15 protein-coding genes and 1 pseudogene are annotated in these 14,543 nt (G+C 39.7%); 1 reads left to right on the top strand and 15 read right to left on the bottom strand.

Translation table 11 applies throughout. The features are described 5' to 3' along the window. Positions 1 to 7: 7 nt before the first annotated feature. From I858_RS15840 to I858_RS15875, 8 genes are all read right to left on the bottom strand, one after another. A complete protein-coding gene (locus tag I858_RS15840) occupies positions 8 to 907 on the bottom strand; it encodes a DUF5996 family protein (RefSeq protein WP_083553727.1) in 900 nt (299 codons plus the stop codon). Between the two features lie 170 nt (positions 908 to 1,077). Continuing rightward, on the bottom strand, positions 1,078 to 2,460 hold the full coding sequence (locus I858_RS15845; protein ID WP_049693796.1) for a polysaccharide deacetylase family protein: 1,383 nt from the start codon (positions 2,458 to 2,460) through the stop codon (positions 1,078 to 1,080). A gap of 148 nt (positions 2,461 to 2,608) precedes the next feature. Next, positions 2,609 to 3,481: an anti-sigma-V factor RsiV gene (gene rsiV, locus I858_RS15850; protein ID WP_049693797.1), complete on the bottom strand. Its 873-nt coding sequence runs from the start codon at positions 3,479 to 3,481 to the stop codon at positions 2,609 to 2,611. Then, positions 3,478 to 3,975: an RNA polymerase sigma factor SigV gene (locus I858_RS15855; RefSeq protein WP_049693858.1), complete on the bottom strand. Its 498-nt coding sequence runs from the start codon at positions 3,973 to 3,975 to the stop codon at positions 3,478 to 3,480. The genes rsiV and I858_RS15855 overlap by 4 nt, the downstream gene beginning before the upstream one ends. 289 nt (positions 3,976 to 4,264) lie before the next feature. Further along, the gene (locus tag I858_RS15860; RefSeq protein ID WP_049693798.1) at positions 4,265 to 4,507 is read right to left on the bottom strand and encodes a hypothetical protein; all 243 of its coding nucleotides are present in this window, start codon (positions 4,505 to 4,507) and stop codon (positions 4,265 to 4,267) included. 283 nt (positions 4,508 to 4,790) lie between these two features. Further along, positions 4,791 to 5,690 carry a DMT family transporter gene (locus I858_RS15865; protein ID WP_049693799.1) on the bottom strand — a complete coding sequence of 300 codons (900 nt, stop codon included), beginning with the start codon at positions 5,688 to 5,690 and terminating at the stop codon, positions 4,791 to 4,793. Between the two features lie 138 nt (positions 5,691 to 5,828). Further along, positions 5,829 to 6,665: a 3-methyl-2-oxobutanoate hydroxymethyltransferase gene (gene panB / locus I858_RS15870; RefSeq protein WP_049693800.1), complete on the bottom strand. Its 837-nt coding sequence runs from the start codon at positions 6,663 to 6,665 to the stop codon at positions 5,829 to 5,831. Between the two features lie 241 nt (positions 6,666 to 6,906). Next, positions 6,907 to 7,611 (bottom strand): Type 1 glutamine amidotransferase-like domain-containing protein, encoded by a 705-nt coding sequence (locus tag I858_RS15875; RefSeq protein WP_049693801.1) that lies wholly within the window; start codon positions 7,609 to 7,611, stop codon positions 6,907 to 6,909. Between the two features lie 81 nt (positions 7,612 to 7,692). Between I858_RS15875 and I858_RS15880 the strand changes: the two genes are divergently transcribed. After that, positions 7,693 to 8,460, top strand: a complete 768-nt coding sequence (locus I858_RS15880; protein ID WP_049693802.1) for a nucleotidyltransferase domain-containing protein — start codon at positions 7,693 to 7,695, stop codon at positions 8,458 to 8,460. Positions 8,461 to 8,464: 4 nt separating this feature from the next. Here I858_RS15880 and I858_RS15885 read toward each other — a convergent pair whose 3' ends face one another. The 7 genes and pseudogenes from I858_RS15885 to gntK all read right to left on the bottom strand — a co-directional run bounded on the left by I858_RS15885 (position 8,465) and on the right by gntK (position 14,486). Next, the gene (locus I858_RS15885; protein ID WP_049693803.1) at positions 8,465 to 9,016 is read right to left on the bottom strand and encodes a GNAT family N-acetyltransferase; all 552 of its coding nucleotides are present in this window, start codon (positions 9,014 to 9,016) and stop codon (positions 8,465 to 8,467) included. A 20-nt stretch (positions 9,017 to 9,036) separates the two neighbouring features. Continuing rightward, complete coding sequence (locus I858_RS15890; RefSeq protein WP_049693804.1) at positions 9,037 to 9,576, bottom strand: GNAT family N-acetyltransferase; 540 nt, start codon at positions 9,574 to 9,576, stop codon at positions 9,037 to 9,039. A 91-nt stretch (positions 9,577 to 9,667) separates the two neighbouring features. Then, positions 9,668 to 9,826 (bottom strand): hypothetical protein, encoded by a 159-nt coding sequence (locus I858_RS17250; RefSeq protein WP_204249431.1) that lies wholly within the window; start codon positions 9,824 to 9,826, stop codon positions 9,668 to 9,670. A gap of 19 nt (positions 9,827 to 9,845) precedes the next feature. Further along, positions 9,846 to 10,313 carry a DUF4181 domain-containing protein gene (locus I858_RS15895; RefSeq protein ID WP_049693859.1) on the bottom strand — a complete coding sequence of 156 codons (468 nt, stop codon included), beginning with the start codon at positions 10,311 to 10,313 and terminating at the stop codon, positions 9,846 to 9,848. Positions 10,314 to 10,547: 234 nt separating this feature from the next. Continuing rightward, positions 10,548 to 10,973: a DUF4181 domain-containing protein gene (locus I858_RS15900; RefSeq protein WP_049693805.1), complete on the bottom strand. Its 426-nt coding sequence runs from the start codon at positions 10,971 to 10,973 to the stop codon at positions 10,548 to 10,550. Beyond that, positions 10,963 to 12,632: pseudogene (locus tag I858_RS15905) on the bottom strand (FAD-binding dehydrogenase). The gene I858_RS15900 and the pseudogene I858_RS15905 overlap by 11 nt, the downstream one beginning before the upstream one ends. Positions 12,633 to 12,941: 309 nt before the next feature. Further along, on the bottom strand, positions 12,942 to 14,486 hold the full coding sequence (gene gntK / locus I858_RS15910; RefSeq protein ID WP_049693807.1) for a gluconokinase: 1,545 nt from the start codon (positions 14,484 to 14,486) through the stop codon (positions 12,942 to 12,944). Positions 14,487 to 14,543 lie beyond the last annotated feature (57 nt).

Raw genomic sequence — 14,543 nt, forward strand, 5'->3', positions numbered from 1 at the left:
TCCTCCTCTAATTCATTTTCAATGGTATAAAGTAATGGGAACAATCGTCCCATTCCAACTCAACTTTTAAGACATCAAAAGTTGATTGGAAAAATTCTTGAACTGTCTTGCTCGGATTTTCCGATTTCATGACACTTTCAAGATCTAAAAAATATTCGCTTAAATTCGCATCGTAATAGGCTTCTTCCGGCTTTATAGAAGTATGATTTAAATCTTTGTTGACAAATGGATAAGGCAACACAAAGAAAGAAGGTGTGTCTACATTATCATCGCCTAGCCAAAACCCATACTCAATCATATGCTCATCAAATGCCGCTTTTTCTATAACGCGATCTTCAGGAAACTCTTCCATAATTCCGTGCAAAACAAGCATTGCGACATCAAACGTTCCCCAAAAAAGTGCCGGTTTCACTTTGCGGCTGCGCATAGGAGCAATAAACTTCATTTGTTCGTGCAGCGCTAATTGAAATAGTTTTAATCCCCTTACCGCATCTTTCTGATTAAAAGTTAATGGCGTATCATCCTCGTTTAATAATTTTTTGTACGCCATTTCTTGAGGTTTCAGATTAATTGTTACATCTACTCCTCTTGAATGGATGCTATGAAAAATTTCGTCAAAATAATCTTTAATAGATTTTGACGTTTCAATTGCAATGTTTTCAGTTGCTCCATTGACATTGACAGAGATTAAACTATTTATGACATCTACTTCAAGCTGCAAAAGATCATCTTCTGCAAATAACAAACCCGTTGTAAACCCATTGGGTGTTAACGGAAGCATGACATGTGCCCATTGCGGTTCTTTGTGAGCCGTTACTAATTTAATCTTCCCTAAAATTTGAGAGATTAAATGTAATGTAAATTTTGTATCTGCCCATTCAGAATGCTTAATAATATCTACTTTCATATTGTCTCCTCCCTCATTTAATTTTCTCATTATTAAATTTACATACCCGCCAAATTCACTTTCTAACATAATCGAAGGAAAAGTCACCTTTAAAAAAAGAGAGCAGCATTTTTGCTACTCTACTTTTTTCGACAGATATTTTACTTTTCCCTCTATTAGTTAAGCAGTTATTATAAATCGGAAGCTTTTACAAATGTGTAGCCTTCACTTTGTAAATAAGCTAATACTGCATCAAGGCCGTCTGCTGTTGATTGGTGGATATCGTGCATAAGGACTGTACTGCCATTTTTCACATCACGTTTCACATTAACCAGTAATTGATAGGCATCACGATCTTTCCAATCGAGCGTATCCACGTTCCACAAAACTATAGGTAAATTTGTTTGTTGGCGAACAGCCGCATTTACTGCTCCGTATGGCGGTCTGAAGCTAGTTGGTTTTTCACCTGTAACCATTTCAATAATTATGTTCGTGTCTCTGATTTCACTTTGTACCTTTTCTGTACTTTGCTTTGTTAAATCCGGATGGTTCCACGAATGATTACCAATTTCATGACCTTCTTCTTGAACTTTTTTCGCGATTTCAGGATAGGCTTTTACCATATTTCCTAACATAAAAAACGTGGCCTGAGCATCATATTTATCTAATGTCTCGAGTATTTGCATAGTTGTTTTTGGATTGGGTCCATCGTCAAATGTTAAAGCGACTTTCTTCGTTGTCTCGCCAGGTGCTTGTGTCATTCCCTCTTCCTTCTCTTCTTTCGGTAATTGGAATGGCTCAGCCAGTAACTCATTAATAGTAGTTAATGGAACGGTTGCAACTAGAGGATTACCAATGCCTATCCCTTCTTCAGATTCACCGAAATAAAACGTGATAGCTTCATCTGTAACTGCAAATCGTTCAAATTTTGCCCAAATTGGTTCTGTCTCTACACGAATTTTCTCTTGGAAAAACTCTTTAGTCACAGTTGAATTATTATATAGATCGTGACGTACTAACGTAGATAAAACCATTAAATGTTTTGAATCATTGCTGAGGATATCCGAAATGGTGAAACTTTCACCTGTTTCAAGATTCCAATGAAATGATTCTACTCCTTGCTGTTCACTAGCATCTCCAATCACTCGATTGGTTGTTAGCACAATTGAATAATTTTTTGAAGAATGAGGGATGATTTCATAAGAAATCGTCAAATCTCCTTCGACTTTGCCATTCTGTGTTTTCGTTAAATAATCTTCTTTCGCTCTTTTTATGTATTGAAAAACAGCTTTATTATGAGTGCTATGTTCAGTTTGTGGATATTGAAGAACAAAAGGAGCCGCTGCATTAGTTGACGTTTCCGTAATAATTTTTATACTTGGAACATCAGAGTCAGCTGTATTAAACATAATTTTAGTTGGTACCGTTACTTTAGTTGCTTCAGATGTTGAGGCATTTTCTTTCTTTGTAGCCATTGTGATTAAACTAAATGTAGAAACTGTGAGTACCCCTATAAAAAAGATTAATAAAGCATTTATCCAAAAAGAACGACGTTTTTGATTTTTTCTGTTCACGACTAAAACTCCTTTAATTGTTTATAAAAAAGTTAGACGGATACTTATCAAAAATAGTTTGGATAAAGTAAGAAATATTTTAAAATTCTTATGAAATTTTATAGAAGCAGTAAACTCCTTGAGTTGTTTACTGCTTCTACAATCAGAACTAGTTGATGTATCGATCACTTACCAACAAGTCTTTCAATATGTTTGTTGGGATTTCAAAAGTTACAACTCCCATATACCCCGCTGCCACTTCGTATTCATCAAATGCAATTATCAACTTATTTGTTGGGGTGATATAAAATTTTTGATCCGGTTTAATTGTGCTAAATTCTGATGTTATACCGTCTGAAGTAAAATAAGAAATTTCTTCATCCACAGCCATTTGTCGCTTCATCTCAGCTGAAATATATGAACTAATCACGTCAATATACTGGTCGTCTTTGAAAAGACTTGGCAATGTGATTAATACACTATTTTCTTTATCAACGGTGTCATACTTCATCGTCATCGAAGCCGAACCACCAATTTCAACTTCATAACGCGCAATAGACAGCAATTGCTCTGTGTCAGTGATGACTTCATATCCTGTATCAATTCCAAGGTGACCCTCGCCAATCTCTTTCATGCCCGCAATTTCTTGTTCAAATTGTTCTAACAGCACTTTATTTTCCTCAATGTATTTTTCATTTAACGAATTTTGTAACTCACTGTTTTCTAAGCCTTCAATCGCAGGGGTCGTAAGATTTGCTTGGTAGGTTTCTTCATCTATTGCTACTTTTTGAACAGTGAAGACTTCCACAATCGCGCCAAGTCCAGGAATCGATGACATCGATTGTGCCCATGCTGGACTTACATTGATGCTCCCAACAAATATTGCCGCTGCTGCAGCTGAAGCGAGAGACCATTTTTTTACACGCTTTGGCTTTTTCTGTGCTAGTTTTGCTTGTCTTATCGAATCTTTTACAAGACCTTCTAGTTCTGATGGAATTTCAATTTCATCATAGTCTTTTTTTAATTTCTCAAGTTTTTTCATGACCAAAGGTCCCCTCCGATTTCAATACGCAATTTTTTCAATGCACTATACAGTCTGGATTTGACCGTATTAACATTTTGTTCGGTTATTTCTGCTATGGTATCGATTTTTAAATCCTCAAAAAACCGGAGAATAATTACTGTTTTGTCTTCTGGAGAAAGCTGTTCAATGGCTTCTTGTATATCCATATCATGTAATTCATTTTCTAAATGAGGCAAATGGATTTTCAACAGCTCATCATCCATCACCGTTGATCGTTTATTTTTTCGAATAAAATCAATCGATGTGTTAATAACAATTCGGTAAAACCAGGTTTTCAATAAATTGATGTCGTCTAGGCGGTCAATCGAGTTGAGCGCTTTCAAAATAGCATCTTGCACAATATCGAGTGCTGTATCTTTGTTTCTTACATAGCTATAAGCAAGTCGGTAATGCGATTCTCGATTTTCAATTATAAATTTCTCTATGAGTTTAAATTTTTCTGCTTTTGTCATGACAAAGTTTTCACCTTTTCTAATTTCCAACATGTCGCGTACACGTTCTTATTATTTGACGGATTAGACGATCAAAAAGTTTGAATCATTTTTTTTCTTACTAGAAGATATTTGTTTGTATATTGGCAACTCTTTTATACAATCCTCTATTTTACGCTCTTATTTGTAGACAGAGTAAAAAAAGCCCTTAAAGGACTTTTTCAAATTTAGATCTCATAATTTAGTTGTATTCTTTATTTTACTTTTTCTATTATCAGCAAGAAGAAAAAGTCGACAGGTATAGAATTGTTTAAAGGTCACCTGATTTTTGTTGCAATCTATTGTAATATTGCACACTTGTTAAAGCACCTTCTTCTACCATGTCAGAATCGTCTATATCAGATGGCTTTCCTAAGTTTTTCACATACGGCGTTTTTAAATCTTTCATGTCGATATCGAAGGCTTTTGCTTTTTTCTGCTTTTTACTTTTTGCAAGGTATACTGTTCCTGCAGCGAGTCCTGCAAGCCCCAATACTTTTGTCTTTTTCTTCATTCCATTCAACTTCCTTTCATTATTTTTTAACTAAAAGAAGCCGTAGTTAATTAACTACCGCCTCCATGCATCTTCATATAATAAATGTCTACATCTGTTTTTTCGTATTTTTTATAAGCCTTGTGTAAGTTCTTGTGTTTTGTCCCGTTCATTTTTTCAACCACCTTTTTCTAGTGAAGTTGCATTAAATGTAAAGTTAAAAACATGACTTACTACTAACATAATACATTCAGGAGAGGTTTACAATCGATTTTCAGCCTTCTAAAAGAAATATTCAGTCAATTCATTGCTTTTCGATGGTGCGAAAAGATTTTGTTCGTAAAGAGATTAGAATTCCAGTAATGATAATCAATCCACCTATAAGCTGTGGTGCACTGATGATCTGTTTCAATAAAATATAACTGAAGATCATGGCTATAAAAGGCTCTAAATTTAATAGGAGCGAAATATTTGATGCTCCTGCCTCTCGAATAATCCCGTTCCATAAATACGTACATAAGCCGTGCATAATAACTGCCGTAATGATTAGCAAGACACAATATTTCCATTCCACATTCAGCGCTGAAGGAAAAGATTTCCACGAAACAAACGGCAACAACCCAATCATTCCGATTAAGTTGGTATACCACGTTATCGCGCCAACACTCATTGTTTTAGACATATGTTGAACGAGTAAGATAAATATAGAAAACGATAACATCGTCCCTCCGATAAGTAACTCGCCTAGCCCAATTGATGGTACAAACCATGTACCTTGTGTAATGACGAGCCAAACACCAGATAAACCTACTAAAGCGCCTACCCAAAACATTAATTGCTTTTTCTCTTTTAAATAGTAAGCAGATAATGCGACCGTTACGATAGGCGAAAGCGCTAAAATAAGCGAAGCTGTTACAGGTTCTGTGTACTGTAAGCTAGCGTAAAAGCTCCATTGATTAAATGAAACTCCGATTAATCCTCCTGCAATCAGGAGCAGCCATCCTTTTTTATCAAACCTCGTCCCACGCACTTGCTGATGTGTTACGGTATACAAGAACATTAAAATAAATACTAAGCGAATAACTGCAATGATTCCAGGGTCAAATTGCTTTACCAAGATCGATCCAAAAACGAAGTTACTGCCCCACGCTGTTACACAAAATATACCGATTAAATACAATTTCAATTGACTATTTATGTTCATCACCCACCATCTAAAAAGGCATAGTTGCATTCAACTACCCATTTTCTATTATATAGGGAGTGTTGTAGGGTTACAATTTCGCTTTCGATGACAAAAAAACTGGCATCTTTTTCAAGATACCAGGCTCTGTCTTATTACTTATTCTTTTCCACCATATAATTGCTTTAGCTCTTCTTCTTTCATCGTAAAACGATGTTCTTCTGCAGGAAATGCGCCTGATTTCACTTCATTTACATACGCCATCAAGCCGTTTTTCATACTTTCTCCTGTTTCAGCGTAGGAGCGAACAAATTTCGGCAAATGGTGGGAGCCATATTTAAGCGTATCGTGGTATACCAACACTTGGCCGTCTGTTTCGCTGCCCGCTCCAATGCCAATAACAGGTATTGTGAGCGCCGCAGTTACTTTTTCAGCTAGTTGATAAGGAATGCATTCAAGCACAAGCATACATGCGCCTGCTGCTTCACAAGCGAGAGCATCGTCGATTAGTTTTTGTGCCGCATCTGCGGTTTTCCCTTGCACTTTATAGCCACCGAGAACACCTGCCGATTGAGGCAACAATCCGAGATGCGCGACAACTGGAATGCCGGTATGAGTTAGTAATTTGATGGCATCTAAAACACTATCTGCGCCTTCCACTTTGACTGCTTCCGCTCCAGTTTCTTGAAAAATCTGGACGGCGTTATCGAGTATGCGCTGTTCACTTCCGTGAAACGAAGCAAACGGCATATCTATAACTAAAAAGGTATCGGGTGCTCCGCGTCGAGCCGCTTTTCCGTGATGAATCATGTCGTTAATTGTGACTTTAACTGTCGAATCGTACCCAAGAACCACCATTCCTAGAGAATCTCCAACTAAAATAACATCCACTCCAGCTTCCTCAGCAAGCTTGGCTGACGGATAATCATAAGCTGTAAGCATGGCGATTTTTTCATTTTGTGTTTTCATTTTGATAAGTGAAGCTGTATTCTTCATTTTTCTCTCTCCTTTTGGGAGGGAAACCAAAAATAAAGCCCATCTCTCCAACTTTGGACAGACGGGCAGGAAGTTTATCGTAGGTTTTCTCCGTCCCTGTCGATTTAAGATCAAGGCAGAACTATGCAGTTGTTGAGTATTTTTATAGGTGCAGTTCAGCAATGATACTGCCCTTAATGTCACTATAGCAGAAGTATGTGTGTTGGAACATGGTTTGTGTTTACTCATAGAGAGCTTGAAGCTAAGGATTCAGAAGATTTCGCTCCCCCAAGTACTCAACCATCAATTCCTTTTCTCCACCTTTATACACGCGGTACGCTTTAGCTGCAGGTCTTGAGCTAACAATCTTTTTGATGTCGTGGTCAATATAATGAATTGCTGCTCCATCATCTGCTGCGATACCGGATTGCAATGCTCCTCGGTCCACAAACTGACGATAGGTCGGTCTTCTTTCAGCTTCGCCGTCGTAATGCGGACAATGACTTCCTGGTAAAAAGCCGAGCGCATCGAGTGGTTCTAATTTGTCGCCGTAAGAATCCGTAACGCCTTGTTCATACCAGCAAATCGATCCTGCACTAAGTCCCGCAAGAATGACTCCTTGCTCCCAGGCCTTTCTCAACAATCGATCCAGTTTCCACTCTTTCCAAAGCACCAATAAGTTTTTGGTATTGCCGCCGCCAACATAAATGATGTCTTGCTGTAATACAAACGCTTCTATGTTTCGTGTATGTGGTTTGAATAATGATAAATGACTTGGCTCGCAGTCTTGCTGATTGAAGAAATCATAAAATTTGTCAATATAACTATCTGCATCTCCACTCGCTGTCGGGATAAAACAGATTTTTGGCCGAGCTTTGTTTGCTTGTTTCAATATGTAGTGATCGAGTAGCGGATTATCTGGTTCCATGGAGAATCCACCGCCTCCCATCGCGATAATTTGACGCATGTAAAACACCTCTTTTTTTGAATTGGAATTTTTATCCTCTTCTGATATAATATAAAAATTCAGTTATTGGAGGAATCACCTATGCTTATTCAAGAAATTGCAGTCGAAGAAATCACAACGAGTTTAATCACTAGTCCCCATGTAAGGGCTATTTTCTTGAAAGGTTCTATGGGCAGAAATGAACACGATGAACATTCAGACATCGATCTTTATTGCTTAGTCCATCAAGAACAAGAAGAACTGTTTCTGAAACAGCGACTCTCTCACTTAGAAGCTTATCGACCGGTGTTGTTTCAAGATGATATCTTCATTATTGCGCCTCAACTAATCGCGGTTTTTGATAATTTATTACACATCGATTTGTTTACCGTGACCGTTGAATCGTTTACTACGAAGGATTTTTTCAAAGTGTTATACGATCCCGAAAACTTGCTCGATCAATTTGTGGAATCGCAAAATCTCGAGCTTAGCAAAGAAGAATATACAGATCATGTTATTGATGTTGCGTGGTTTTTATTTCAATACCGCAAAGCGGGTGGTAGAGGAAATGGCGTTTGGGCAGCGAAAATGCTATCTCATGTACTTGAGCATTTAGCCCGTGTTTTGTTATACCGATATGCCCCTCACCGCGCTCAATTAGGATTAAAAACAATCAGTCAATCGCTACCAAAGGCTGTGTTTTTAGAAGTAGAGTCTATATCTAATTTCATGACGCCTGAAAACCATGCACAAGCTGCTTTTCAAATACGGCAATTAGTTGCTAAGGAAGCTAGTTGGATCGATGAACATGTTGAAGAGCGCAAAACGATGATGCCGCTAATGACGGCGATGCTCAACGAGTCCTGCTAAGGCTTTACTCAAGGTTTTCTAGCCATTCGGTTTTTAATAAAGAAAAAATATAAGCATCATGAGACTGATTTCGCTGGTGCAAATAGCCACGGAGGCGGCCTTCTAATATAAAGCCAAGCTTTTCCAATAATTGGTTTGATGCTGTGTTTTCTGGAAAAGTCACAGCTCCTATACGGTGTAAATCCAGTTCAGAAAAAGCGTAGTTTAATACGGCTTGATTCGCTTCTTGTGTATAGTATTGATGCCAATAATCCGGATGAAGCTCGTATCCAACTTCCGCTTTTTTTGCTTTTACATTTAAATTATTTAACCCGATCGTCCCAATAAACTCATTGTTTTCTTTCAAGCGTATCGCCCACCGCATCCCACGATTTGCGATTAAAACGGCTTCAAACGACCGAATGATTTCAACGGCTTCTTCAGGATCAGTCAAACTATCCATCCCGTAATACTCGGTTACACTATCGCGCGACATAATATCAAAAAAGCGGGGTGCATCACTTTCTTCGACTTTCGTTAACGTTAATCGTTTGGTGGTCAGTGTTGAAAGTTCCATCGTTCTACCTCTTTTCGATTTCACAAATCTCGTGGATTGATGATCGCCAGTATTTGGTGGTCCTGCCATTTGCCATTGATTTCAACATTTTTCGAAGCAATGCCTTCCCGATGAAAACCGGCTTTTTCCAGCACGCGAATAGAAGCTTCATTTCCTGGCATAACGCCTGCTTCGATCCGGTGTAGCGCTAGCTTTTTAAAAGCGTATGCCACGGTTAACTCGATTGCCTCTGTCATATAGCCCCTATTGTTATAGATTTTGTCTAGTGCGTATCCCAATATCGCGCTTTGCATTGGCCCCCTAATGACTTGTACTAAGCTAATCGTTCCGACCAACAAATCGGATTCATTCTCAAAAATTCCAAAGCTATACGATAGATCATCTTCTTTTTGATCAGCGTAAATTTCAATAAGCTCTTGTTGCATCTCAAGTGTATAAAAGTCCGAATAACGCGTCACCGAATAGGTTTCAAAAAAGTCACGATTTGCTATTTCTAGTTTCAGTTTTTGCGCAGCATCTCTTGGCTGAAAAAAACGAATATGCACTTTTCTACCTTTCACTGAAGACCCTCCTCTAAAGTTTCACGTGAAACAACTTTATTCTTGTATGGTTTTTGAGAATCTTGATAGTATGTCAAAAATCATTACTCTTCTAATTCATTCGTTTACTTTCCTTCAATAACGCAATGATTTCATTGTTTTGCTCAATTTGTTTCTCAGAATTTAGACGAATTTGCCGAATCCATCTAAATGCAAATGCCATAATAAAAATAGGGATTAGGATAAAGAGTGTTCCAATGATGTCGCCCATCTTGTTACCTCCTTCCTTTTTAAAAACCTGGTGATAAAATCCACAACAGCGCCAGAACAACAGCACCTGCTAATCCCATGACTGATATTGTGTATAAGTATTCATTGGGGTTTGCTGCATATTTTCGTTCAAATCCTATTTGAACCAATATCGGTAAAATCATAAAGACTGAACATACAAGAAATAGCGGTGTACTCATGGAAAGATCTGTATTCCAAAGGATAAGTAGGATTGTTATTAATACAATACTTGATACTATGCTTACAATTCTGTCCCATTTTTTGTGTAAATCATTTACGTATTTATCTTTAACAGGTTTCTCTTTTTCATCCCCACTGATTCTTTTTAACAAGCTATTCGTTAAAAAAATAACTGCTATGCTGCCACCTACAAAAAGAATAAAACGGAATGCCATTTCACTTTCTGAAACTCCGTCTCCAACTAATATAGGAATGCTCTCTCTCATGCTCATCACATCGAAATCCACCCGCATTATACCCCCTTGATTCTGAATAAGTGCTTTATTTCTCTTATCGTATCATGTGAGATTGGAAAATTATAGATATTTTCAGATAGTTTTATATATTCTGCAAACAAACTCTTTGGAACGCGCGTATTTTTGTTTTACCGCGCGCATTCCACTCGCAATCGCTCATAAGCATTACAGAAAACAAAAACACACAAAACCAGTCTCCTAGTTCTGCGTGTGCGTCGTCTTTTGTTAGTAGATATTGAGTACAAACGTAATAAAATCTGGAAATAAACTTACGCCAAAGGTCAGTAAGATAATAACGTTCGTTAAAGCTTCTAAAATAGTAAATAAATAATCATTCGGGTTTTCTGCATGATTTTTTTCGAACCCTGCACGCAGCAAAACTTGCGCAATCCCAATGACAACAGTTAGTCCTAATACAACTAGGCTTGCTGTGGGTCCAAACTTAATCACCGCCATCGACGCGCAAAAAATAGCGATGCCCGAGCCTATATTTAATATTCTCTCCCACTTTTTATGAAGTTCGTTTATTGGCTCAGCTTTCTTTTTCTCGACACCTAAGACTCTTCTAAGGAGTAAGTTCATTAGATATATACTCGATCCACTGCCGAGTGCGAATAAGAAAACTTGCCACGCGATTCCATCAAAGAGCACTTGCCGAACCTCCTTTATCGGCTACTGCCCTTCCTGCTACTCTTCCTGAAAACAAGCAACCCCTAGAAATGTTCCTTCTAGTGAACGGTATCCATGAACGCCACCGCCACCAAAACCAGCGACTTCTCCTGCCGCATATAAGCCAGGTACAGGTTGACCTTCATCATCGAGTACCCGTGCAGATAAATCCGTTTGCAAGCCGCCTAAGGTTTTTCGGCTTAATATATTTAACCGCACTGCAATGAGCGGACCTTTTTTGCGGTCGAGTAATTTATGCGGTGTCGCTACACGAATTAACCGGTCTCCTCGGTAATTTCGAGCACCTCGCATCGCTGTGATTTGAAGATCTTTTGAAAATTCATTATCAAGTTGTCCGTCGCGTGCTTTGATTTGTTGCTTGATTCGCGAAACATCCAATAAGTTTTTTCCAGTTAACGTATTCATGCCCGCAACTAGCTCTTCGAGTGTATGAGCGACAATAAAATCTTCACCTTTATCCATAAATGCTTGCACCGGCGCGGTCGCTCCTGCACGAACGCGTGACAAAACTTGCGGAATACTTTTGCCGGTTAAATCCGGATTTTGTTCAGAACCCGACAACGCAAACTCTTTTTCAATAATTTTCTGCGTTAAAATAAACCACGAATAGCTATAGCCGGTTTTTTGAATGGCTTCCAGTGTCCCAAGCGTATCAAACCCCGGGAAATTGGGTGATGGCAAACGCTCACCTGTCGCATCAAACCACATAGAGGAAGGTCCCGGCAGAATTCGAATGCCGTGTTTGTTCCAAACCGGAGCCCAATTTTTTATTCCTTCTGTGTAATGCCACATGCGGTCACGATTAACGATTCGTCCTCCCGCTTTTTCAGTAATCGCCAGCATTCGTCCATCGACATATGCCGGAACGCCTGTCAGCATCGTTTCTGGTGCCGTGCCTAAACGGCTTGGCCAATTTTTCCGAATCAATTCGTGATTGGCACCGATTCCACCGCTTGTGACAAGGACTGCTTTTGCTTCGCAACGAAAGTTGCTAATAACCTTTCGTGAACTGGCTTCTCCCCGTCTGGCATCACTCGGTTCTAATAACGAACCTGTAACTCCGACCACGCGACCCTCTTTTGTAATTAATTCATCTACTTGGTGACGTGGTTGGTATTCAATCAAGCCGTTTTTGATATGTTCTCGAATGCGTTGCTCAAAAGGAGCTACAATTCCTGGACCCGTTCCCCAGACAATGTGAAAGCGTGGCACGGAATTGCCATGGCCTTCTGCTAAATGGCCACCACGCTCTGCCCATCCAACTACCGGAAAAAACTTAACACCCATTGAGGCTAGCCAGTTTCGTTTTTCATGCGTTGCAAAGTCAACGTAGGCTTGTGCCCACTTCTTGCCCCAATAATCTTCATCTTGTTGTCGATCAAAGCCAGCTGCCCCAAGCCAGTCTTGCCAAGCCAATGCATTTGAATCTTTGATGCCCATTCGTCGTTGCTCAGGTGAGTCAACTAAAAATAAGCCGCCAAACGACCACCACGCCTGTCCACCTAAAGAAGCTGCCGGTTCTTGGTCAAGCAATAACACTTTTTTGCCAGCGTCTGCGATTTCCGCAGCCGCCACTAACCCCGCAAGTCCCGCTCCTACCACAATCGCACTCGGTTCCATTTAGACATCCCCTTTGATGTTCAATGAGTTTTTTGTTTGTTTTATCGTATCATGTCCGTTTGGAAAATTATAGATATTTTTCATTATTTTCTGATAGTTCTATCTATTGTGCAAAGAAATTTGCTGGAATGCGCGTATTCTCCGCTGAACGTGCATATCTTCTGTTGAACGTGCGTATCTCCCGCTGAACGTGCGTATCTTCTGCTGACCGTGCATATTCCTCAAAAATCGCGTACACCCCCATCCACTCACAAGAAAATCCAACAAAAAAACATCCAAAACCAGCGAGACGGGTCTTGGATGTTGCACTTACTCTAAATGCTTTCGTTGAAAATCGGCAATGCTTTCATATTCTGCTGTTAAAAGACGTGATAAACGGATGTAAATTGGCAAGAGTTCACGATAAATACCAGCTGCTGTTTCATCTGGCTCATGTGTGTGTGTTTGACCGATCATTTCGGAAACGATACTGAAATCATCAATTTCGCCGATCGCATACATGCCGAGAACGACTGCACCGAGGCACGAACTTTCAAAGCTTTCTGGAATAACTACGGGTTTATCGAAGACATCGGCCATCAGTTGACGCCACATTCCCGAACGAGCAAAGCCGCCAGATGCTTGAATACGCGTTGGTTCGCCGGTCAATTCCTCGACCGCCAGCAACACGGTATACAAATTAAAGACAATGCCTTCTAACACAGCTCGAATCATATGTTGCTTTTTATGATGAATGCTTAATCCGAAAAACGATCCACGCGCATTAGCATCCCACAGTGGCGCTCGTTCTCCTGTTAAATAAGGATGAAACAGCAAGCCGTCCGCTCCAGGATTGACCGTCTCGGCGATTTTCGTCAGTACATCGTACGGATCGATACCGAGACGCTTTGCGGTTTCCACTTCAGATGAAGCAAACTCATCACGCAGCCAGCGTAAAACGATGCCGCCATTATTAACAGGACCACCAACTACCCAGTGATTTTCCGTTAAGGCATAACAAAATGTCCGCCCTTTTGGATCAGTTTTTGGCTCAGTCGTGACCGTACGGATGGCACCACTCGTACCGATTGTTACGGCTAGGACACCTGGTTCGATAGCATTTACGCCCAAATTGGCTAATACTCCGTCACTTGCACCAATAACAAATGGCACATTTTTGGGAATGCCCATAAATGCGGCATGTTCCGAGTCCATTCCTGTTAGTTTATACGTCGTTGGTACGGGACGAGATAAATTCCCAGGCGTAATGCCTGCTACTCTTAATGCCTCTTCGTCCCAATCCAATTGCTGCAAATTGAATAATCCTGTAGCTGAAGCAATTGAATGATCGACTACATATTCATTGAACAATCTCTGAAACACAAATTCCTTAATGCCAATAAATTTCGCTGTCTGCTCGAAGATTTCCCGCTTTTCGTCTTTTAACCATAACAATTTTGATAGCGGCGACATCGCGTGAATCGGCGTACCTGTGCGCAAGTAAATTTCATGACCATTCAGTCTTTCTTTAATATACTTTGCATGCTTTGAACTTCTCGTATCGGCCCACGTGATACTTTGTGTTAGTAAATCGCCTTTTGCATCCACTGCGATGAGGCTGTGCATTGCTGAACTAAACGATACGAGTTTGAGCTGAGTTGTATCGATCGCGCTGTTGCGAATGGTTTTTCGAACAGAACTTAACACCGCTCGGAAAATTTCCTCTGGGTCTTGTTCGGCTATTAACGGATTTGGCGTTTCAAGCGCATAAAAAACCGTATCTGCTGATATGATTTTACCGGCTTTATCAAATAACACCGCTTTGGTGGATGTGGTACCGATATCTACTCCAAGATAATATGACTGTTCAGGCATGAGAGCCCTCCTCTATAGACAAGAAGAGAAAAAGGAGAAATCCCCTTTTTCTCTTTC

Origin of the sequence: Planococcus versutus (assembly GCF_001186155.3) — a bacterium.
In the GTDB taxonomy this organism is placed as follows: Bacteria; Bacillota; Bacilli; order Bacillales_A; family Planococcaceae; genus Planococcus; species Planococcus versutus.

Excerpts from the sequence above, each read along its gene's own strand:
- I858_RS15880 (WP_049693802.1), top strand. The coding sequence starts at position 7,693 with ATGCTTATTCAAGAAATTGCAGTCGAAGAAATCACAACGAGTTTAATC.
- I858_RS15865 (WP_049693799.1), bottom strand. The coding sequence starts at position 5,690 with ATGAACATAAATAGTCAATTGAAATTGTATTTAATCGGTATATTTTGT.
- I858_RS17250 (WP_204249431.1), bottom strand. The coding sequence starts at position 9,826 with ATGGGCGACATCATTGGAACACTCTTTATCCTAATCCCTATTTTTATT.
- panB (WP_049693800.1), bottom strand. The coding sequence starts at position 6,665 with ATGAAGAATACAGCTTCACTTATCAAAATGAAAACACAAAATGAAAAA.
- rsiV (WP_049693797.1), bottom strand. The coding sequence starts at position 3,481 with ATGAAAAAACTTGAGAAATTAAAAAAAGACTATGATGAAATTGAAATT.
- I858_RS15875 (WP_049693801.1), bottom strand. The coding sequence starts at position 7,611 with ATGCGTCAAATTATCGCGATGGGAGGCGGTGGATTCTCCATGGAACCA.
- I858_RS15840 (WP_083553727.1), bottom strand. The coding sequence starts at position 907 with ATGAAAGTAGATATTATTAAGCATTCTGAATGGGCAGATACAAAATTT.
- I858_RS15860 (WP_049693798.1), bottom strand. The coding sequence starts at position 4,507 with ATGAAGAAAAAGACAAAAGTATTGGGGCTTGCAGGACTCGCTGCAGGA.
- gntK (WP_049693807.1), bottom strand. The coding sequence starts at position 14,486 with ATGCCTGAACAGTCATATTATCTTGGAGTAGATATCGGTACCACATCC.
- I858_RS15855 (WP_049693858.1), bottom strand. The coding sequence starts at position 3,975 with ATGACAAAAGCAGAAAAATTTAAACTCATAGAGAAATTTATAATTGAA.
- I858_RS15885 (WP_049693803.1), bottom strand. The coding sequence starts at position 9,016 with ATGGAACTTTCAACACTGACCACCAAACGATTAACGTTAACGAAAGTC.